20 protein-coding genes are annotated in these 20875 nt (G+C 65.2%); 17 read left to right on the top strand and 3 right to left on the bottom strand.

The features are described from left to right. The first annotated feature begins 115 nt into the window (after positions 1-115). The 14 genes from B5483_RS04230 to B5483_RS04165 all read left to right on the top strand — a co-directional run bounded on the left by B5483_RS04230 (position 116) and on the right by B5483_RS04165 (position 13707). Positions 116-523, top strand: coding sequence for a DUF1636 domain-containing protein (locus tag B5483_RS04230; RefSeq protein WP_079729549.1), 408 nt, complete (start codon positions 116-118; stop codon positions 521-523). Continuing rightward, positions 520-1536 (top strand): nicotinate-nucleotide--dimethylbenzimidazole phosphoribosyltransferase, encoded by a 1017-nt coding sequence (gene cobT, locus B5483_RS04225; RefSeq protein WP_079729548.1) that lies wholly within the window; start codon positions 520-522, stop codon positions 1534-1536. The genes B5483_RS04230 and cobT overlap by 4 nt, the downstream gene beginning before the upstream one ends. Continuing rightward, entirely contained in the window at positions 1533-2108 is a 576-nt protein-coding gene (locus B5483_RS04220) for a histidine phosphatase family protein (protein WP_079729547.1), read from the top strand. The genes cobT and B5483_RS04220 overlap by 4 nt, the downstream gene beginning before the upstream one ends. Further along, positions 2108-2812, top strand: coding sequence for an adenosylcobinamide-GDP ribazoletransferase (gene cobS, locus B5483_RS04215; RefSeq protein WP_054947872.1), 705 nt, complete (start codon positions 2108-2110; stop codon positions 2810-2812). The genes B5483_RS04220 and cobS overlap by 1 nt, the downstream gene beginning before the upstream one ends. After that, positions 2809-3792 carry a threonine-phosphate decarboxylase gene (locus B5483_RS04210; protein ID WP_079729546.1) on the top strand — a complete coding sequence of 328 codons (984 nt, stop codon included), beginning with the start codon at positions 2809-2811 and terminating at the stop codon, positions 3790-3792. Before cobS ends, B5483_RS04210 begins: the two co-directional genes overlap by 4 nt. Then, positions 3785-4720 carry an adenosylcobinamide-phosphate synthase CbiB gene (gene cbiB, locus B5483_RS04205; protein ID WP_079729545.1) on the top strand — a complete coding sequence of 312 codons (936 nt, stop codon included), beginning with the start codon at positions 3785-3787 and terminating at the stop codon, positions 4718-4720. The genes B5483_RS04210 and cbiB overlap by 8 nt, the downstream gene beginning before the upstream one ends. Then, the gene (locus tag B5483_RS04200; RefSeq protein ID WP_079729544.1) at positions 4708-6168 is read left to right on the top strand and encodes a cobyric acid synthase; all 1461 of its coding nucleotides are present in this window, start codon (positions 4708-4710) and stop codon (positions 6166-6168) included. The genes cbiB and B5483_RS04200 overlap by 13 nt, the downstream gene beginning before the upstream one ends. After that, entirely contained in the window at positions 6165-6677 is a 513-nt protein-coding gene (gene cobU / locus B5483_RS04195) for a bifunctional adenosylcobinamide kinase/adenosylcobinamide-phosphate guanylyltransferase (protein ID WP_079729543.1), read from the top strand. The genes B5483_RS04200 and cobU overlap by 4 nt, the downstream gene beginning before the upstream one ends. A gap of 87 nt (positions 6678-6764) precedes the next feature. After that, the gene (locus B5483_RS04190; RefSeq protein WP_079729542.1) at positions 6765-7217 is read left to right on the top strand and encodes a MarR family transcriptional regulator; all 453 of its coding nucleotides are present in this window, start codon (positions 6765-6767) and stop codon (positions 7215-7217) included. Then, a complete protein-coding gene (locus B5483_RS04185) occupies positions 7214-9262 on the top strand; it encodes an FUSC family protein (protein WP_079729541.1) in 2049 nt (682 codons plus the stop codon). The genes B5483_RS04190 and B5483_RS04185 overlap by 4 nt, the downstream gene beginning before the upstream one ends. Beyond that, positions 9259-9474, top strand: coding sequence for a DUF1656 domain-containing protein (locus B5483_RS04180; RefSeq protein ID WP_054947844.1), 216 nt, complete (start codon positions 9259-9261; stop codon positions 9472-9474). Before B5483_RS04185 ends, B5483_RS04180 begins: the two co-directional genes overlap by 4 nt. Continuing rightward, positions 9471-10352, top strand: coding sequence for an efflux RND transporter periplasmic adaptor subunit (locus tag B5483_RS04175; RefSeq protein ID WP_079729540.1), 882 nt, complete (start codon positions 9471-9473; stop codon positions 10350-10352). Before B5483_RS04180 ends, B5483_RS04175 begins: the two co-directional genes overlap by 4 nt. Next, complete coding sequence (locus B5483_RS04170) at positions 10352-11749, top strand: efflux transporter outer membrane subunit (RefSeq protein WP_054947842.1); 1398 nt, start codon at positions 10352-10354, stop codon at positions 11747-11749. The genes B5483_RS04175 and B5483_RS04170 overlap by 1 nt, the downstream gene beginning before the upstream one ends. Positions 11750-11931: 182 nt before the next feature. Beyond that, the gene (locus tag B5483_RS04165; RefSeq protein WP_054947841.1) at positions 11932-13707 is read left to right on the top strand and encodes a DEAD/DEAH box helicase; all 1776 of its coding nucleotides are present in this window, start codon (positions 11932-11934) and stop codon (positions 13705-13707) included. A 15-nt stretch (positions 13708-13722) separates the two neighbouring features. Here the strand turns inward: B5483_RS04165 and B5483_RS04160 are convergent, their stop codons facing one another. From B5483_RS04160 to B5483_RS04150, 3 genes are read right to left on the bottom strand one after another with little or no spacing between them, the layout of a single operon-like run. After that, positions 13723-14193 (bottom strand): GreA/GreB family elongation factor, encoded by a 471-nt coding sequence (locus tag B5483_RS04160; RefSeq protein ID WP_054947840.1) that lies wholly within the window; start codon positions 14191-14193, stop codon positions 13723-13725. Further along, entirely contained in the window at positions 14190-16073 is a 1884-nt protein-coding gene (locus B5483_RS04155; RefSeq protein ID WP_079729539.1) for an ABC-F family ATP-binding cassette domain-containing protein, read from the bottom strand. Before B5483_RS04155 ends, B5483_RS04160 begins: the two co-directional genes overlap by 4 nt. A 57-nt stretch (positions 16074-16130) precedes the next feature. Further along, positions 16131-16829, bottom strand: coding sequence for a TetR/AcrR family transcriptional regulator (locus B5483_RS04150; protein WP_079729538.1), 699 nt, complete (start codon positions 16827-16829; stop codon positions 16131-16133). A 126-nt stretch (positions 16830-16955) separates the two neighbouring features. Between B5483_RS04150 and B5483_RS04145 the strand changes: the two genes are divergently transcribed. Genes B5483_RS04145 through B5483_RS04135 form a run of 3 tightly spaced genes read left to right on the top strand, consistent with a single transcriptional unit; the run spans position 16956 to position 20871 of the window. Next, entirely contained in the window at positions 16956-17957 is a 1002-nt protein-coding gene (locus B5483_RS04145) for an HlyD family secretion protein (RefSeq protein ID WP_079729537.1), read from the top strand. Then, positions 17954-19747 (top strand): ATP-binding cassette domain-containing protein, encoded by a 1794-nt coding sequence (locus B5483_RS04140; RefSeq protein ID WP_079729536.1) that lies wholly within the window; start codon positions 17954-17956, stop codon positions 19745-19747. The genes B5483_RS04145 and B5483_RS04140 overlap by 4 nt, the downstream gene beginning before the upstream one ends. Then, positions 19747-20871 (top strand): ABC transporter permease, encoded by a 1125-nt coding sequence (locus B5483_RS04135; protein WP_079729535.1) that lies wholly within the window; start codon positions 19747-19749, stop codon positions 20869-20871. Before B5483_RS04140 ends, B5483_RS04135 begins: the two co-directional genes overlap by 1 nt. The last annotated feature ends 4 nt before the right edge of the window (positions 20872-20875 follow it).

The following is a 20875-nucleotide window of genomic DNA, read 5'->3' as shown; positions in this document are numbered from 1 at the left end:
GACAGTCATCGTCTCGCCGGTTGGGCTTCCGGTGGGACTGGAGCCGTTTGCAAGGAGGGAGCGTTGCCATGCTCTTGATGTCTTTCTGTCGTCCGCGTTCGGGAACGGTATACTGATGCTGCGTGCCGTCGAAGCCGAAGCCTCGGTCGTGGTCTGCTCGACCTGCCGCCATTCCGAAACAGAGCGTGAGGACGAGCACGGCCAGCGTGGCGGCGCGCGGCTGGCTTCCGCCATGCGCGAGTTGCAGGCTCAGGATCCCGCCTTGGCCGCCGTATCCGTTCAGGAAATGCCGTGTCTGTTCGCCTGCAAGCGCTTTTGCACCGTGCATATCAGGGCGCCCGGCAAGGTTGGCTATGTCCTCGGCGACTTCGCTGCCGATCATGAGGCTGCACACGCGATCCTCAGCTATGCTGCGCAGCATGCCGAGAGCGAGGAGGGCGTTGTGCCCTATCGCAGCTGGCCGCAAGGCGTGAAGGGGCACTTCATCACGCGCACCCCGCCCGAAGGCTACCTGTGCACATGATCGGGTTCGAAAGCCGCGAAGCCTTTTCTGCGGCGCTCGCCGATCTGCCCGAAGCCAACAAGGTTGCGCAGGCCGCTGCACAGCTGCGCCAGGAGGACCTGACCAAGCCGCTGGGCTCGCTCGGTCGACTGGAGGACATCGCGATCTTCATGGCCTCGTGGCAGGGCAGGGAGCGGCCGGTACTGGAGCGCATCCGGGCCGCGGTCTTCGCCGGGAACCACGGTGTCGCCGCGCGCGGGGTCAGCGCCTATCCGCCCGAAGTGACGGCGCAGATGGTTGCCAACTTCGCGGCTGGCGGTGCCGCCATCAATGCCCTGGCCGATGCCTGCGGAGCGGAACTGGTCATCGTGCCGATCGAGCTGGAACGTCCTACGGCGGACTTCGTCGAAGAGCCTGCCATGAGCGAGGAGGATTGCCTCGCGGCACTCAACGCGGGCGCATCGGTCGTCGAAGAGGGGCTGGACCTGCTTTTCGTCGGCGAAATGGGGATCGGCAATACAACGCCTGCCGCCGCGCTATGTGCGCAGGTCTGCAACGGCACGGCTGCCGAGTGGGTCGGTGCCGGAACGGGTCTCGACATGGACGGGATCGCCCACAAGCAGTCCGTCGTCGCGCAGGCATTGGCACTTCATGGCGCCCACTGCACTGACGCTTTCGAAACCCTTCGTCGGCTTGGCGGGCGCGAGATTGCCGCGATGGCAGGGGCCATCCTTGCCGCACGGATAAAGCGCATTCCGGTGCTGCTCGACGGCTACATCGTCTGCGCTTCCATAGCGCCGCTGGTGGTCGATCAGCCGCGGTTCGCCGCGCACTGCCTTGCCGCCCACTGTTCCATGGAAGCGGCCCATGCGCGGTTGCTCGACTGGCTTGGCCTTGCCCCCCTGCTGCAACTCGGAATGCGGCTGGGCGAAGGGACCGGCGCAGCGGTGGCGACGCAGCTCGTGCGCTCGGCCATTGCGGCGCACAACGGCATGGCGACATTCGCCGAGGCCAAGGTGGCGGGCGTTGCATGACGGATTTCGTGCTGCACCTCATGCGGCACGGCGCTCCGCAGCGGCCCGGCCTGATGCTCGGCCATCTCGACGAGCCGCCGCTGGCCTCCGGCGTAGCCGCCTGCGTGGAACGCGCAGGTGCACTTGCCTTCAAGCAGATCAGGTGTTCCGATCTTGCCCGAGCGCTGCTTCCCGCAAGGGAGATAGCCGGGCAGTGCGGCCTCGCAGCACATATCGATCCGCGCTGGCGTGAACTCGATTTCGGTGCGTGGGATGGCATGGCGCCGCAGCAGTTACCCAATGACGCGCTTGCCCGGTTCTGGGACGCCCCGGATGCCTTCCCTCCGCCGGGAGGCGAGATGTGGTCGGTCCTTGTCCGGCGCGTGGGCGAGGCACTGGCGCATATTCGTGAGGATTGCCTCGTCGTTGCGCATGGCGGCTCGATCCGCGCTGCAGTATCATATCTCACCGGGCTCGATCATCGCGGTGTTTGGGCGTTCGACCTGCCTTACTGCGCGCTCATCAGCCTGCGGGTATGGCCAGGGGGCAAGAGTGCGGGGCAGATCATAGCGCTAGAGACGGACGCGCCATGATCCGCCGCTTCATTCTCGCCATGCAGTTTACCACGCGCGTGCCCCTGCCGAACGTGAAAGCAGACGATGCGGACTTCGCCGCGCTCCTGCGTTATTTCCCGATGGTGGGACTGGTTGTGGGCGCCATCGTTTCGGGCGCCTGGTGGCTGGGATCGTTCCAAGGCGCATGGCTGGCGGCGCTGCTAGCGTTGGGGGCATGGGTGGCGGTGACCGGCGCGCTGCACCTCGACGGACTGGCCGACGTGGCCGATGCGACCGGTGCTGCGCATGGCAATCCAGCACGGCTTTCCGAGGTTCTGGCCGATCCGCATGTCGGCAGCTTCGGCGTCGTCGTCGTCGTGCTGCAGTTGCTCGCCAAGTTCGTCCTGCTGCAGCATGTTAGCCTCGCCGATTTGCCGCTGCTCTGCATCTTGCCGGGCCTTGCGCGCATCGGCCCCCTGTTCTGGGCAAGGATGTTGCCGCCGCTTCATGAAGGATTGGGCAGCCGTCTGGGCGCCGGGGTGCGCTTTCGGGATTTCGTGCTCTGGGGCATCGCCGCGCTGCCTGTCGTCGTGCGGGAGCCTGCCTTTGCCTTACTGGTCCCTGCAATCCCGCTCTGGTCCCTGTGGCTTCGCCGCAGGCTGGGCGGAATATCGGGCGACGGTCATGGTGCGGGGATAGAGCTGTGCGAGACCGCCCTCCTTGCAGCACTGGTCCTCACATGAGCGCCTTGCAAACCGTACGTCACGGAGGGCGGCTCCACGAGGCCTGCCGGCGTTACGGCGGCCGACCGCAGGACTGGCTTGACCTGTCCACCGGCATCAATCCCGAGCCATGGCCTGCAGCATCCCTTCCGGCGACAGACTGGAGCCGACTGCCCGAGCCCGATGCCCTGAGCGAGCTTGAGGCAAGGGCTGCAGCGCACTTCGGCGTCGCTCCCGTCCATTGCTGCGCAATCGGCGGGAGCGAACTGGCGATCCGCCTTGTCGCCCGCCTGCTCGATTTGCCCGGATGCTCACTGCAACCGGCTTATGGCAGCCACGAGGAGGCCTTTGCCGGTCCTCCTGCGAACTTCGCGGAAGTCCCGGAACAGCCCACCGCCCTGATCTTTGCCAACCCGAACAATCCCGATGGCCGCCTGCGGCAAGGGCAAGACATCCTCGTCTGGTCGGATCGGCTGACCGCCAAAGGGAGTTGGCTCGTTGTCGACGAGGCCTATGCCGACTGCGACCCCGCCGAGAGCGTTGCCCCGCAAGTTCAGGATGGTCGACAACTGATCGTCCTGCGTTCCTTCGGGAAGTTTTTCGGCCTTGCCGGGCTGCGGCTTGGGTTCGTGCTGGGGCCGAGCGACCTGATCGCCGCCCTGCGCGAGGCTATCGGGGACTGGCCGGTCCATGCTGCCGGACTGGCCATAGGTGCGGCAGCGTATGGCGATGCAGCCTGGATCGCGGGTACGCGCCTCGCGCTCTTCGACAGGGCCCGGGCGCTCGACACCGTCCTGACCGGACATGGCCTGAAGCCGGGAGGAGCCTGCCCGCTGTTCCGGCTCGTCGAGACTCGCAGCGCAGAAACCCTTTTTCGCCATCTGGCTCAGAACCGCATACTGGTGCGTCCATTCGAACGGCATCCCGACTGGTTGCGGATCGGCGTTCCGGCATCCTTGCGGGACTTGCGTCGCCTTGACCGGGTCCTGCCGCATGGCTGAACCTGTCGCATTCTGCGCCATGGCCATCGAATCCGTGCTCGGATGGCCCGCGTGCCTGCATCGCCGCCTCGGCCATCCCGTCGGCCTGTTCGCGCGGCTGATCGGTGCGTGCGACCGTCGGTTCAATCGTTCGCAGGATAGCGACAGTCGCCGGCGGCTTGGCGGAATTGTCACGGTCTGCGTTCTGCTCGCCTTCGCAGGCGGCGGCGCATGGCTGATCGAACAGGCGGTGCGCCAGGTCGCGGGAGCGTGGGCCTGGCCGATCCTGTGCCTGCTCGCATGGCCGGCCATGGCTGCACGCAGTCTGGATGATCACGTTCGTCCGATCTTGCGCGCCCTCCAGGAGGGTGACCTCCAGAGCGCGCGCGAGGCTGTCGGCCGGATCGTCGGTCGCGACACCGCAGCTCTCGATGAGACTGGCGTCGCGCGTGCCGCCATCGAAAGCCTGTCGGAGAGCTTCTGCGATGGCGTTGTCGCGCCGCTGTTCTGGCTGCTCGTTCTCGGACTGCCGGGGGTCTGGGCCTACAAGGCGCTCAACACGGCCGACAGCACGATCGGCCATAGAGAGATGCCCTATACGCACTTCGGCTGGGCGGCTGCGCGCAGCGACGATCTGGCGAATATCCTGCCGGCGCGCCTATCCGCAGTCTTGCTTTGCGCTGTCGCCATGACGGGATGGGGCACGCTTTGGCGCGATCATGCCCGCCACGCCTCCCCGAATGCCGGTTGGCCCGAAGCGGCCATGGCCGGAGCGCTGTCCGTGCGGTTGGCCGGGCCGATCGCCTATGACGGCGTGCTGGCGGACAAGCCCTGGATAGGGCAGGGGGACGAAGCTGACGCGGCGACGCTCGCCGGCGCTTTGAAGATCTACAGGCGCGCCTGCGCCCTTTTGGGAGCTATCGTCTTGGGGGCCGCATGGCTGGTTTGATGCTGCAGGGAACCGGATCGGACGTTGGCAAGTCCGTTCTCGTGGCGGGACTGTGCCGGGCGCTGGCGAATCGGGGCTTGCGGGTCCTGCCGTTCAAGCCCCAGAACATGTCGAACAACGCGGCGGTCACGCCCGAAGGCGGGGAGATCGGCCGGGCGCAGGCGCTGCAGGCCATCGCCGCGCGTGCGCCACTGCACGTCGACATGAACCCGGTGCTGCTCAAACCGCAGGCTGACCGCACGTCCCAGCTTATCGTCCATGGAAAGGTGCGTGGGACACTCGGCTCGGGGAACTTTCGTGAAGGCCGCCGCAATCTCCTGCCCGATGTGCTGGAGAGCTATCGGCGTCTCGAAGCGCAGTGCGACCTGGTGGTCGTCGAAGGCGCGGGGTCTCCGGCCGAGATCAACCTGCGTTCGGGTGACATAGCCAACATGGGCTTCGCACGGGCTGCCGGGGTGCCGGTGGTACTGGTCGGCGATATCGACCGGGGAGGCGTGATTGCCGCGGTCGTGGGCACCCGCAATGTCATGGATCCAGAGGACGCGGCGATGATCCGCGGGTTCCTGATCAACAAGTTCCGCGGCGATCCCGCGCTTTTTACGGATGGCTACGACGCCATTGCCGAGCGGAGCGGCTGGCGCGGCTATGGGCTCGTGCCATGGTTGTCGGCGGCGGCGCGCCTGCCCAGTGAGGATGCCGTCGTGCTCGAGCGCGGGCAGGGGGCAAGGCCCGGGCGCAAGCTGGTCGCGTGTCCGATCTTGCCGCGCATCGCCAATTTCGACGACCTCGATCCCTTGCGCGGCGAGCCGGAAATCGACCTTGCCATGATCCCGCCGGGCACGCCGATCCCGGCGCAGGCATCTCTCGTGGTTCTACCCGGTTCGAAAGCGACCATCGCCGACCTGGCCTTTCTGCGCGAGCAAGGCTGGGACATCGATATTCTGGCGCACCGGCGCCGGGGCGGCATGGTCTTGGGTATCTGCGGGGGCTACCAGATGCTTGGGCGCACTCTCGCCGATCCGCGCGGGATCGAGGGAGCGCCCTCGCAGGTCACCGGGCTCGGCCTACTCGAAGTCGATACCGAGATCGGTGTCGTCAAAAGCCTTGAAGCCGTCAGCGGCACAGCTCTCGATGAGGCGCTCCGCGGCTATGAAATGCACATGGGCGTGACCGATGGGCCGGGATGCGGCCGTCCCTTCGCGCAATTCGATGACGGGCGCAGCGACGGCGCCATCAGCGCCGATGGCCTCGTGCTTGGCACTTATTGCCACGGTTTCCTTGGCACTCCCGGTCTGCGCAAGGCGCTTTTGGGCAGGATTGGGGCACAGGGCACTGCGTTCGATCAGTCGCATGTGGTGGACACGGCGCTCGACGAGATTGCAGAAGTGCTGGAAGCGCATGTCGATATTCCCGGATTGCTCGAACTGGCCCGGAACTCGTGGCGATGAAGCGCCTTCTGGTGATCGGAGGCGCGCGCTCGGGCAAGAGCCGTTACGCCGAGGAGCGATTGGAAGCACTGCCGGGGCGGCTCGGGTATATCGCCACGGCGCAGGCCCACGATGACGAGATGACCGCGCGTATCGACCTGCATCGCGCGCGACGCGGCGAGCGCTGGGAGACCTGCGAGGCGCCTCTCGAACTGTCCGATGCGATTGCACGGATGGCAAGTCGCTGCGATGCCCTGCTGGTCGATTGCCTTACGCTTTGGCTGACAAATCTGATGCTGGGCGAGCATTGCGTCGGGCAGGGACGGATGGGTCTGATCGATGCCATCGCGGCTTGCCAGGTGCCCATTGCCCTGATCGGAAACGAAGTCGGGCTCGGCATCGTACCGGATAACGCACTGGCCCGGCAATTCCGGGACGAAGCGGGCTTACTCAATCAGGCCATTGCCAGGGTGGCGGACGAAGTTGTCATGGTCGCAGCTGGATTGCCCCTGAGATTCAAACCCGTATAAACGCGATTGCGTTTTGGGAAAGCTGGCTTGCGATATTGACGGCGCCGGCCCGCTTGAGCTTTTTCGTTAGCGTGCTAATTATTAGTCATGAACGAACGTGAGCGTCTGCAACGAACCCTGGCGACCCGGATGGGGCCGGTGGCACGCGCCTGGCAGCAGCTTGGCGATGCCGCCCTCGCGTCCCTCGACATCTCCAACTCGGCAGGCTGGGCACTTGTCCATCTCCTTCGCATGGGCGGCGATGTCAGGCAGGGCGACCTGGCGCGAAGCATCGGCATCACCGAGCCGTCGCTGGTCCGCACGCTCGATCGCCTCGAGGAATCCGGCCTTCTCGAGAGACGGGCCGACGAGCAGGATCGGCGTGCGAAGCACGTACGGCTGACCGCAAAGGGCGTTGATCTTGGCAACCGCATCGACAATCGTCTCGTGGCCGTACGTGGTGAGCTGCTGGCGGACCTGAGTGACAAGGAACTCGCGATGGTCGTCGACGTCCTTGGACGCCTGTCCGACCGCATGGCAGAGGCGGCCGGCCGTCGATGATGAAACGCTTCGGAATCGACTCTGCGGTGTTCTCGCTCAAGGCTTACATCGCGGCGATGATGGCGGTCTATTTCTCCATTCAGATCGGGTTGGAGCGGCCGTACTGGGCTTTTCTCACGTCCTATATCGTCGCCCAGCCGCTCGCGGGGGCGGTGCTGTCGAAGGCGCTGTTCCGTGTCATCGGGACTTTCGTCGGCGCGGCGGCCAGCGTGATCATGGTGCCCGGCCTCGTCAATTCGCCGGTTCTTCTGGTCGGCGCGATCGGCCTGTGGCTTGCGCTTTGCGTGTTCGTTTCGCTGCTTGATCGTACGCCACGCGCTTACGCCTTCGTGTTGGCAGGCTACACCGCAGTCCTGATCGTCCTGCCGAGCGTCGACACGCCCGGTGCCATCTTCGAGACGGCGAGCCTGCGACTGCAGGAAATCACTGTCGGCATCCTCTGCGGTAGCCTCGTTCATGGCCTTGTTCTGCCGCAGTCGATTTCTTCCTTCCTGTTGCGCAGGGTCTCAACGATCCTGCTCGATGCAGAGCGCTGGTCTTCGGACTCCCTACAGCCCAATCCCGACCCGAGCGTCGACGCCGAGAGGCGAAGACTGGCGCTGGACATTACCGAGTTGCATCAGCTCTCGATCCACCTGCCGTTCGAGACTGCACGGGTCGCGCCGCGGATCCGGACCGTGCGCGCCCTGCAGGACCAGCTCTCTCTCATCATGCCGCTTGGTGCGGCGGTGACCGACCGCATCGAACAACTCGATGTCGAAGCCGCAATTCCCGGCGATGTGCGCAGCCTGCTGGACGATGCGCGCGACTGGTTGCGAAACCTCGATCGATTGGAGGCTGCGGGGCGCGAGGAACAGGCCCGCCAGTTGCAGGCGCGCTGCACAGAGCTTGAGCCGGTGGTTTCGACGGATTCGAGCTGGCACGATCTCATGCTTCTCAGTCTCGTTTCGCGCCTTTCGACCCTGATCCGGGCGCACCGCGATTGCCGCGACCTGTCCGAACAACTTTCCTCGCTGGACCGAAGGCCTGTCTCCGCGCGCGCTGCCGAGCTTCTTGAAGGGAGGCGCGGGCGGGAACTGCATTACGATGTCGGCGGTGCGGCGAGGGGCGCGATAGGCGCATTCATCACGATTGCCGTAGGATCGGCGCTCTGGATCGGCAGCGGGTGGACCGAGGCCTACGCGGGAGTCATGCTTGCAGGCGTCTTTTCCGCTCTCTTTTCCGCCGCGCCCGATCCGCTGGCTCCCTTGCGCGCCTTCTTCCTGGGCACCCTGATCGCCATCGTCATTGGCGCCATCTATGGCTACGCGATCCTGCCTGCCTTGCATGGCTTCCCCGAATTCGCTGCGGCCTTGGCTCCGGCATTGCTCTTGCTGGGAGCCTTGATGTCATTCCCGCGGTACGGCGGATTTGCCTTGCCGATGTTGCTGGGCCTGGGCAGTCCGTTGCTGATCGCTCCCACGTATGTCAGCCGCTTCGGCAGCTACGTGGACGGGGCGCTCGCCCAACTCGTGGGGATCGTCTTTGCCATTACGATGATCCGGCTGCTGCAGTCTTCGGGTCTCGAGGCAGCAATCCGTCGGACCATTCGCGCAGGCTGGAAAGATATCGCCGAGCGCAGCAATCTCATGGCTCCTGCGGACTTTCAGGGCTGGATCAACCGCATGCTGGACCGCATCGCGCTACTTGCCCCGCGCCTCGCCATGAGCGGAAAGTCGCCCGGCTCGCCGCTCTACGATGCCCTGCGAGACTTGCGCACGGGCGTGGCGATCGGCGAGCTTCGTGACCTGCGCCTTGCCATGACTGCGGAGAAGTCGGCCCCGGTGACCAAGGTCCTGCGCGATGTCGGCGAATATTACCGCAAGCTTGAGCCTGAACGCGAGAAACCAGCCGCTCCGGCCTTGCTGGCGGATATCGACCGCGCCCTGAAGGAGGTTCTGGGCGATGAGAACCCCCGGTTCGTGCGCTCCGGCGCCCTTGCCCTCATCAGCCTGCGGCGCAATCTTTTCCCGGAAGCAGAGCCCATGAAGGAGATGCCCGCATGAGGGGAGAGCTTTCCATCTTCGGCGTGTTCGTACCCACGCTGCTCGTTCTCGCGATCATCGCGGCCATCCTGACGGCGGTGGTCGTCCGGCTCGCCAACGATTTCGGTTTCTATCGTTTCGTCGCCTACCGTGCGTTGGTAGACGTCTGCCTGTTCATTCTCGTCCTTGGCCTTCTGGCCATGACAGCCCCCCTGATCGGTTTCCCCCAATGAAGCGTTTCTTCTCGCGCATAGCCCCCAGCCTTGCCACCATCGTCATCGTTGTGATCGCGACGTTCGTTGCGATCTGGCTGTGGCGGCACTACGAAACCAGTCCCTGGACCCGTGACGGTCGCGTGCGCGCCGACGTCGTGCGCGTGACGCCCGACATCAGTGGTCTCGTGACGTCGGTGGCGGTGCAGGACAACCAGAAGGTGCACAAGGGCGACCTCCTGTTCGTGCTCGACCGGCCGCGTTACTCGCTGGCGGCCGCACAGACGCAGGCCAACGTGGCAAGTGCCCGGGCGACGCTCGATCAGGCCCGGCGCGTGGCCCGGCGCGATACTGCCCTCGGCGATCTCGTGGCGACCGAGACCCACGAACAGAACCTCGCGACGGTTGAAACCGCGCAGGCGGCTCTGGCCGAAGCGCAGAGCGCGCTGGCGGCCGCGAAGCTCAACCTTGCGCGCACTGAAGTGAAGGCTTCGGTCAACGGCACCGTGACCAATCTCGACCTGCATCCGGGAGACTTCGTGGCGGCGGGCAACCAGGCCATGGCCCTGATCGACAGCGACAGCATCCGCGTGGAGGGCTACTTCGAGGAAACCAAGTTGCCCTACATCCGCGTTGGCGCCCCGGTGACGGTGGTGCTCATGGGTGAGGATCGCAAGATCGAGGGCGTGGTCGAAAGCATTGCCGCCGGCATCAACGATACCGCCCGCAGCAACTCGGGCAATCTCCTGCCCAGCGTCGAGGCGACGTTCACCTGGGTCAGGCTGGCCCAGCGCATTCCGGTGCGCGTGCGCCTCACCGATGTGCCCAAGGACCTGCGGCTCATCGTCGGGCGTACTGCTACCGTCACGATCCAGCCGGCAGACAAGGACGGCAAGTGATGCGCAAGTGCCTGCCCATCGCTGCTGCGCTGCTGCTTGCCGGTTGCGCCACGGCCGGTCCCGATTACGCGCCGCCGTCCAATTCGGTCGCGACGAGCGACAGTGCCAATGGCGCTTTCGTTTCGGCGAGCGACGCCGCCTTTTCCCAGCAGTCGCTGCCCGAACGCTGGTGGCGCCTCTATGACGACCCGGTTCTAGATGGCCTGGTCGAGCAAGCCCTGACCGCCAATGCCGACTTGCGCGCTGCCGATGCCAACCTGAAGCGGGCCGAAGCCGTCATTCGCGGAACCGCCGCCAACCGCACTCTCAGCACCCGGATCTCCGGCGGCGCCAGTCTCGCGCGGCCATCTTCGACCGGCTACTCGCTCCCCGGCGTGGTCGATTACGATGCGGGCATTGCGCTCGCCCTGCCGCTCGACCTGCGCGGCAAGATTGCCCGTGCCATCGAGGCCAGTGAGGCCGACCGCGATGCGGTGGCCGCAGCCCGCGATGCCGTGCGCGTCAGCGTCGCGGCCACGACGGCCAAGGCCTACGCAGACGTTTGCGGCGCGAATTTCCGTCTCGCGGCGACGAAGCGCATCGTCGCCCTGCAGCGCCAGACCCTCGATGCCACCCGTCGGCTGGAAAAGGGCGGTCGCGGCACGGCCTTCGATGTCAGCCGGGCGCAGGCGCAAGTCGATGCCAGCGAAGCGAAATTGCCGGGTTTCATGGCGCAGCGCCGCAGCGCGCTTTATCTGCTTGCCACATTGCTGGGACGCCCGCCCAGCGAATACCCGAGCGAAGTCGAGCAGTGCGACACACTTCCCGCGCTCGCGAAGGCAATGCCGGTGGGAGATGGCGCGGCGTTGATCCGGCGGCGTCCCGATATTCGCCAGGCCGAACGCACCATGGCCGCCGATACGGCGCGCATCGGTGTGGCAACGGCAGACCTCTATCCGCAGGTCAGCCTTGGCGGTTCGCTTGGGGTTTCCGGCCCGCTCAAGGATATCGGCGGCCCGACCTCATTCGGATTCAGCCTCGGTCCATTGATCAGCTGGTCGTTTCCCAATCGCCCGGTGGTGCGCGCCGCGATCGACCAGGCCAACGCGCAAGTGGAAGCCGATATCGCGGGCTTCGATTCGACCGTGCTGTCCGCTCTGCGCGAGACCGAAACCGCGCTCGAGGTTTATGCACGCGATCGCGACACGACTGCGGCTTTGGGCCGGGCGCGTGAAAGTGCCGCACTTTCGGCACAACAGGCCGGCAAGCTGTTCCGCTTCGGACGCAGCGATTTCCTGACCTTGCTCGATTCGCAGCGCTCGCTGGCGGAGGCAGAAGCGAATTACGCCAATGCACAGGCCGGACTGGTCGACGATCAGATCGCCATTTTCCTCGCCCTGGGCGGCGGCTGGGAGTAGCGCGCAGAGCCGTTTGCACCGGAATTTATCGCGTTCGCGTAAAACTAATTACACCTTGTCAAAAATGAACCGCGCATATTTTGCCGAATGCCTCTATGGGGAGGCAAATTCCGGCCTATGAGCCGTGCATCCCGTCATCCCTTCTCAGCCAGGCCGCATTTGCGGCAGGATATTGTATTTCTATGACATTTACCCGGGTTCCCCAGCCGCTGGCAGAGGCGCTTGAAGCGCATGGCTACGAGTCGCTGACCGCAGTTCAGTCGGCTGTCGTCGAGGCCGAGGCGCAAGGACGAGACCTCGTCGTCTCCGCGCAGACCGGTTCCGGCAAGACCGTCGCCTTTGGCCTGGCCATGGCGGACGAACTTCTGGCGGGCGAGGGGATTACATCCCCCGGCGCGCCGCTGGCATTGGTCATTGCCCCGACCCGCGAGCTTGCCTTGCAGGTCAGCCGCGAGTTGACCTGGCTCTATGCCCGCACCGGCGCACGTATCGTGACCTGCGTGGGCGGCATGGACCCGGTTCGTGAACGCAAGCAGCTTGAGCACGGCGCCACTATCGTCGTCGGCACGCCCGGGCGTCTGCGCGATCACCTCGAACGCGGCAAGCTCGACCTCGAGCAACTGCGTGTCGCGATCCTCGACGAAGCCGACGAGATGCTCGACATGGGCTTTCGCGAAGATCTCGAGGAAATCCTCGATGCCACGGCAAAGAACCGTCGCACGCTGCTTTTCTCGGCGACGATGCCCAAGCCGATCGAGGCGCTGGCCCGTCGCTACCAGCAGAATTCGCTGCGCATTTCGACGATGAGCGAATCGCGCGGCCACGGCGACATTTCCTATCAGGCCGTGACCGTCGCGCCGGCCGACATCGAGCGCGTAGTGGTCAACCTGCTGCGCCTGCACGAAGCGGAAACCGCCATCCTGTTCTGCGCCACGCGCGATAACGTGCGGCACCTGCATGCGACGCTGACCGAGCGCGGCTTTTCGGCCGTGGCGCTGTCCGGCGAGCATTCGCAGAATGAGCGCAACAACGCGCTGCAGGCCCTGCGCGATCGTCGGGCGCGCGTGTGCGTTGCCACCGACGTTGCTGCGCGTGGCATCGATCTTCCTTCGCTTAGCCTCGTCATTCACGTGGAAATTCCGCGCGATGCCGAGACACTGCAGCACCGCTCGGGCCGCACCGGCCGCGCTGGCAAGAAGGGCACGGCCGTCATCGTCGTGCCGTTCCCGCGCCGTCGCCGCGTCGAAACCATGCTTCGCGGTGCGCGCGTGCAGGCGGAATGGATCGAAGCACCCACGCCCGAGCAAATCCGCCGTAACGACCGTGAGCGCCTGATCGAGCAGATCATGCAGCCGGTGGAGTTCGACGAGGAGGATCGCGAGATCGCCAAGGACCTGCTGGCCAAGACGAGCGCGGAAGAGCTTGCAGCCGCCCTGGTTCGCAGCTTCCGCGAGCGTATGCCGCAGCCTGAGGAGCTCATCGGTTCATCGGCGGACGCGCAGCAGAAGCGCCAGCGCCCCGGCTTCGATGATGTGGTGTGGTTCCGCATGGATATCGGCAAGCGCCAGAACGCCGACCCGCGCTGGATCCTGCCGTTGCTCTGCCGCCGCGGTCATGTGACCCGCAATGCCGTGGGCGCGATCCGCATTTCCGCCAATGAGACCTACTTCCAGATCCCCAGCGAACAGGCAGACCAGTTCTCCAAGTCCGTGGCACGCACGGCGCGTGAAGGTGCTGATGACGAAAGCGGTGTGCTGATCGAGCTGGCTCCCGATACCCCGCGCGATGTCGCCAAGGGACGTCGTCGCGAAGAAGGTGCTCCGCGCCGCCACCCGCGAGGCGAGGGCGGTCCGCCGCGCGGTGAAGGCAAGCGCTACCAGCCGCGTCCGACGGGACACAAGGCCGGCGGCCCCGGCCAGTTCGGCAAGAAGCCGCGCAAGGATCGCCGGGGAGACTGACGTCTCCCCAGAGGGTTATTCCGCGTTGAGGGGCGCTATCGAGACGATCTCGATGGCCTCTTCCTTTCCATTGAAATCGACGAATTCACCGACTTGCGCATCCATCATCGCGCGGGCGAGGGGCGCTGTGAAAGCCAGCCGGTCCCGGGCCGGTTCGGCCTCGTCGTGTCCGACGATCTCGATCGTGCGGTGCTTGCCGGCCAGCACGAAGCGCACCTGGCAGCCGAAAGCGACCAGTTCGCCAGTCGGAGCGGGCTGGACCTGTGCGGTCGCCAGCCGGGCGCGCCAGTAACGCAAGTCGCGCTTGGCCGAGTTTCGGTCGGCGTCCTCGGTCAGCGTCGGTAACTCGCTCTCCAACTCGGCAATGCGGGCACGGATCCGCACGAGGCCCTGCGCGGTGACGAGGTTCGGCCCGGGCGGGATCGGCACTTCGAACTTGGGCTCGAGATGTTCCTCGTCGCTCTCGCGGCGGAACGCGACGCTCATGCTGCACCTCCCATGACCGATTCCAGTGTTTCGCTGGCCTCCAGCCACGCCATTTCGGCTTCTTCGAGCTCTTCGGCAGTCGCGGTGCGGCGCTTGCCGATCTCGCCAATGCCCAGGCGCGCCAGTTCCCCCTTGGCCTTGGCCGGATCGACGAGGGCATTGTCGAGTTCGTCCAGCTGCTTTTGCAGTCGCGACATGCGCGTTTCGGCCTCAGACACCTTGCGGCGCGCGGCCTTGAGTTCCTCACGGGCGATGGCACCCGCCTTGCGTTGGGGCTTTGCTTCCTGGACTCCGGGCCTGTCTTCCGCCTTGGGCTGGTTCCGCCCGAGGACGAAGTCGATGTAGTCCTCCATCGATCCATCGTAGGGCCTGGCGCTGCCCTGATCGACCAGCACGAGCCGGTCGGCGGCCAGTTCGACCATGTGACGGTCGTGGCTGACGAGGATGACCGCGCCCTCGAAGGCATTGAGCGCCTGTACGAGCGCCTCGCGCGCATCGACGTCGAGGTGGTTGGTCGGTTCGTCGAGGATCAGCAGGTGCGGCGCATCGCGGGTCACCAGGGCGAGAGCCAGGCGCGCGCGCTCACCGCCGGACAGGGTATGCGTTTCCGCCGTCGCCCGCTCGCCGGAGAAGCCGAAACGGCCGAGCTGGTTGCGCACGGCCAGCGGCGGCTTGTCGGCCATGGCGCGGGTCATCAGCTCGAGCGGGGTGGAACCGCTCGGCAGTTCCTCGACCTGATACTGGGTGAAGTAGCCGATGCGGATCTTGCCCGAGAAGGTGATATCGCCTTCCATCGGTTCCAGCTGTCGCGCGAGCAGGCGCGCGAGCGTCGTCTTGCCGTTGCCGTTGCGGCCGAGCAGGGCAATGCGGTCTTCCGGATCGATCCGCAGGTTCAGTCGCTTCAGGACCGGTTCGCCCGGCGTATAGCCGACGGCAGCGAGATCGAGCGTGACCAGCGGCGGGCGCAGTTCATCCGGGCTCGGGAAGTCGAAGCTGAGCGAGGGGTCTTCGCTCATCGCCGCGATGGGCTGCATCTTGGCCAGCATCTTGGCGCGCGACTGCGCCTGCTTGGCGGTAGATGCGCGGGCGCTGTTGCGTGCAACATAGTCGGCCAGCTTCTTGCGCTGCGCTTCCTGATTGGCCCGCGCGGCCTCGGCCTGCGCGACGCGTTCGGCGCGGATGCGCTCGAAGCTGTCGTAGGTGCCGGGATAGAGTGTGAGCTTGCCTTGCTGCAGGTGCAGGATGTGATCGACCACGGTGTTGAGCAGGTCGCGCTCGTGGCTGATGATGACGAGCGTGCCCGGATAGCTTTGCAGGAAGCTTTCCAGCCAGAGCGTCGCTTCGAGGTCGAGGTGGTTGGAAGGCTCGTCGAGCAGCAACACGTCCGGTGCCGAGAACAGCAGTGCGGCCAGCGCCACGCGCATCTTCCAGCCGCCCGAGAAGCTGTCGAGCTGACGCGACTGCATATCCTCGTCGAAGCCGAGGCCGACGAGGATGCGCGCGGCACGGGCCGGTGCGCTGTAGGCGTCTATGGCGATCAACCGCTCGTGCACGTCGCCCAGCCGGTGCGGATCGGTGCAGGTCTCGGATTCGGCGAGCAGCTCGGTGCGCTCGACGTCGGCTTCCAGCACGGCTTCGAAGGGCGTTCGGGTGCCGCTCGGTGCTTCCTGCGCGATATAGCCCAGGCGCGCGCGGCGCGGCATTTCGGCAGCGCCGCCGTCTGGCTCGATCTCACCGATGATTGCCTTGACCAGAGTCGACTTGCCGGCGCCGTTGCGGCCGATCAGGCCCACTTTGCCGCCATTGGGAATGGTGGCGGTGGCTTGGTCAAGGATGGTGCGCCCACCAAGGCGCACGGTCAGTTCGCGGATCGTCAACATGGCCGCGCGCCTAGCAGGAGGCGCGGCGAATCCCAAGCGGACTTGCTAGACCTTGCTTCAGTTTGATCCTGATACAGCCGCCGAGAAGTCGCGACCGATCGCCTGCAGCCCGCCGAGGGCAAAGCTCAGGAGGTGATCGACAAGTTCGTCCTTGCCCATGTCCTCGATCCGGCGGGACAGGGGATTGTCGTTGCGGCGGGCGACGAAGATCATGGCGCAAGGGGCGCCGACGCTGACAGCACAGCGCACAAGCGCGGGGTCTCCTACGGGGATGTCGCTGATTTCGCTCAGGACCGTAGACAGGGCGCGGAACTTGGGGCCGATTTCCTGCTCGAACAGAACCTCGATATGCGAACCGGGGGAGAGCAGTTCCCGGGCGAGGACGTTGCCGTTCCACTCCTTTGGGGCGAGGGCGCGCGTCACCAGCCTGTCGAGGATTCGCCGCAGCTTGTCTTGCGGGAGCCCGTCTCCAGTCGCGATGGCCTGCAGTTCGTCGAGCGTGATGAAGCGCCGATGCGCTTCGACCAGTACCGCCTTATAGAGGCCGTCGCGGCTGCCGAAGTGGTAGTTGATCGAGGCAAGATCGACGCCCGCATCGGCAGCGATCGCTTTGCTGGTGGTTTCGGCAAAACCGTTGGCACCGATCAGTCGTCCGGCGCTATCGATGATCCGCGCGCGGGTTCTTGCCCCGTCGCCACGCGTGGTGCGCTGCGGGGCTTCTTCATCGTTCCGGTCGGTTCGCTTCTTCTGGCTCATCGAGGCTGGACAATAGCTATTCTTCAATTTAAATTCAATTTAAGTTAAGGCGCTGCCATCGCGAAGCCGCATGATGGATGGTAGGACCGCGATGCCAGACACCCCGGACCGAAATCGGAAGCCCGCATGAATAAGATCGCTGCCGCAATCATCGGACTCATCGTGGTAATCGCCTTTGGGTACTGGGTTTCCCAAGGGCGCCAAAGTGCCGATGGCGACGGTCTCGTCCTCCATGGCAATGTCGATATTCGCCAGGTCTCACTTGCCTTCGAAGGCAACGGCCGGGTCGAGCAGTTGAATGTCGATGAGGGCTATGCGGTCACGGCCGGGACGGTTCTGGCTCGGCTCGATACGACAACCCTGTCATTGCAGGCAGAGCAGGCCCGCGCGCAGGTGTCGGCCAGCCAGCAGAACCTGCTGCGCATGCGCAACGGATCACGGCCCGAGGAAATCCGGCAGGCTCGCGAACGGCTTGCCGCGGCGATGGCCGACGCCAAGCGCGCGGGCGACGATCTGGCGCGGATGGAAGCGATTTCCGACAGGACCGACGGTCGCGGCGTCAGTCGGCAGGAGATCGACAGCGCCCGCAACGCGGCGAAGGTTACCGCGGCTCGCGCCAATGAACAGAGGGAAGCGCTTCGACTGGCCGAACAGGGGCCGAGGGCGGAAGACGTCGCCGCTGCGCAGGCCCAGTTGAAGGGGGCCCAGGCGCAACTGGCCTTGCTCGATCACCAGATCGCGCAGGGCGAATTGCGTGCGCCGGAAAATGCAGTCGTGCGTACGCGTCTCCTCGAAGTGGGGGACATGGCATCGCCGCAAAGGCCGGTCTACGAACTGGCGCTCACCAGTCCCAAATGGGTTCGCGTCTATATCGACGAGGCAGATCTTGGTCGCGTCAAGCCGGGTCAGTCCGCGAAAGTGACGAGCGACAGCTTTCCGGACCAGCCGGTTGCAGGCAAGGTCGGCTATATCTCGTCGGTTGCCGAATTCACGCCCAAGTCCGTCGAATCCGAAGAGCTGCGCACGAGCCTTGTCTATGAAGTGCGTGTGCGGGTGGACGACGCGCAGAACCGCCTGCGACTGGGGCAGCCAGTGACAGTGCGGATCGCGGCGGGCCAAGCGCGGTGAGTGAAATCGTCGCAACCGTCGTCAGCGAAGGTTTGCGCAAGACTTTTACCGCGCCAGACGGCACGTCCTTCAACGCTATCGACGAGGTTTCGTTCAAGGTTAGGCCCGGAACCTTGAGCGCCTTCGTCGGACCGGACGGTGCCGGGAAGACGACGATGATGCGCATGATGGCCGGATTGCTGGCTCCGGACGAAGGTGCCCTTTCGGTTTTGGGCGTAGATGTGCGCCGGGATCCGCAGGAAGTGCAGAACCGCATCAGCTACATGCCGCAGCGTTTCGGTCTCTACGAGGACCTCTCGGTGCAGGAGAACCTCGATCTCTATGCTGACCTCCACGGTGTTCCGTTGGACGAGCGCAAGGAGCGCTTCGCCCGGATGCTGGAAATGACGGACATGGCACGCTTCACCCAGCGTCCGGCGGGCAAGCTTTCCGGCGGGATGAAGCAGAAGCTGGGACTTGCCTGCACCCTCGTACGGGTGCCCGAACTGCTCCTGCTCGATGAGCCGAGCGTCGGCGTCGATCCGCTTTCCCGGCGCGACTTGTGGCAGATCCTCGAGCAGTTGATCGGGGACGAAGGGCTCAGCGTCATCGTCAGCACGGCCTACATGGATGAAGCCGAGCGGTGCGACGAGATTTTCGTCCTCAACAAGGGACGCCTGCTGGCGGAGGGAACACCGGAGCAGTTGCGCGGCAAGGCCGATGGACTGACCTATATCGCCACACCGGCGGATGGCATGCTGGCCCGTAACCTGCAGGCCCGCCTGATCGATGCAAGGGATTGCATCGTCGATGCCGTGCCGCGTGGCGGTGCAGTGCGCCTCATCCGCGCTCAGGATCATGAGCCGGCATCGGTCTCTGAGCTTCTCGGAGGCGCCCGGATCGAGCCTCGTCCCGCGGAACTGGAAGATGCCTTCATGTTCCTGCTGCGCCAGCACGAGACGTCCGGCGAAGGCCACAAGCCGCCGCCACTCACCGCAGGTGCCTCCAATGCTGCACCGGCTGTGGGCAGTGAAGACAGCGGGAGCGAGCGCGAAGTCATGATCCGCGTACGCGATCTGGTGCGTCGGTTCGGCGATTTCACCGCTGTCGCCAATACGTCTTTCGATGTCGTGAAAGGGGAGATCTTCGGGCTGCTGGGCCCCAATGGCGCGGGCAAGACGACCACGTTCCGGATGCTGTGCGGACTGTTGCCGGCGACCAGCGGACAACTCGATGTTGCAGGCGTCAACTTGCGGACCGCCCGCGCCGCTGCGCGCGCGCGCATCGGTTATGTTGCGCAAAAATTCTCGCTCTATTCGAACCTTAGCGTGCGAGAGAACCTGGAATTCTTCGGCGGGGCCTATGGTTTGCGCGGCAAGATGCTGCGCCGGCGCGTGCGCGAAACGCTCGAACGGTTCAATCTCGATGCTTCGGCGACCTGCGGCCTGCTGCCGCTGGGCTACAAGCAGCGCCTGGCGATGGCGACCGGCCTGATCCACGAGCCCGACATTCTCTTCCTCGACGAGCCGACCAGCGGCATCGATCCGCTGGCGCGGCGCGCGTTCTGGCGCACGATCACGGCGCTTTCCGATGAGGGCGTGACGATCATCGTCACAACCCACTTCATGGAAGAGGCGGAGTATTGCGACCGTATAGCCATACAGGATGCCGGGCACCTGCTGGCTCTGGGAACGCCGCGCGAAGTGCGTGAGCAGGCCGGAAACGGCGAAACCGACGACATGGACCGTGCCTTCATCGCCATCGTCGAGCAGGGCCGGGCTCGCGCTTCCGATGAACAGGCAGCGGCGTGATGCGTTCCGAGTTTCTCGTCCGCCTGACCGCGCTGACCCGAAAGGAAACCCGCCAGATGCTGCGCGATCGCAGCAACCTGATGGTTGGACTTCTGCTGCCGGTCGCCCTGATCCTGCTGTTCGGATACGGACTGTCGTTCGATGTGCGCGACGCGCCTGTCGCGGTGGTCCTGGACGACAACTCTGCCATCGCGCGCGAAGCGGTGGCTGGGATCGAAGGCTCGCGCTACCTCTCGCCGGTATACGTCGACACGATGGCGCGTGCCGAAGCCATGCTTCAGTCGGGCAAGGTCGATGCGATCGTTCGGGTTCCGATCGATTTTTCCCGACGACAGGTCACGGGGAGCGCCACGATCCAGCTCATCCTGAACGGCATCGATTCAACGACGGCGACTTCGCTGGATGCCTACGTTTCGGCTTCCGTATCGAACGCCATGCTGCGCCGGATGGACCGCGAAGGCGCAGCCCCCCATCGCGGATCGATCACCCTGATGCAGCGCACCTGGTTCAACGAAGCGGGGATCAGCACCTGGTATCTCGTGCCGGGACTGATCGTCCTGGTCATGACGCTGGTCGGGGCGTTCCTGACCTCGTTGCTGATCGCCCGTGAATGGGAGCGCGGGACGCAGGAAGCGCTGTTCGTCACCCCGGTCAGGCCGCTGGAGATCGTGCTGGCCAAGCTGCTGCCTTACATGGTGGTGGGCCTGATCGATCTGGCGACCTGCCTGCTGGCAGCCCGGTTCCTGTTCCATGTGCCGATCCGCGGTTCGCTCTTCGCGATCGTCCTGGCATCGTCGCTCTATCTGGCCGTTTCCCTGCTCCTCGGCCTGTTCATATCGGGCCGTACCCGCAACCAGTTTGCGGCGAGCCAGGTGGCCCTGCTGACCAGCTTCCTGCCGGCGCTCATGCTGTCGGGCTTTATATTCGATCTGCGCAACGTGCCTGTCGCGGTACAGGTCATCGCCCAGCTCCTGCCCGCCACGCACTTCATGGGCATGGTGAAGTCGCTGTTCCTTGCCGGGACGGACTGGATGATGGTCGCACGCAATTGCACGATCCTGGCGGCATACGCCTTCGTTCTCATTTTCGCGACGCGCAGGACCCTGCGCAAAACGCTGGACTGACGCC

The sequence above is a fragment of the Novosphingobium mathurense genome (assembly GCF_900168325.1).
Lineage (GTDB): Bacteria > Pseudomonadota > Alphaproteobacteria > Sphingomonadales > Sphingomonadaceae > Novosphingobium > Novosphingobium mathurense.
Note: the sequence above shows the minus strand (reverse complement) of the source record. Positions and strands in the feature narration are given on the sequence as shown.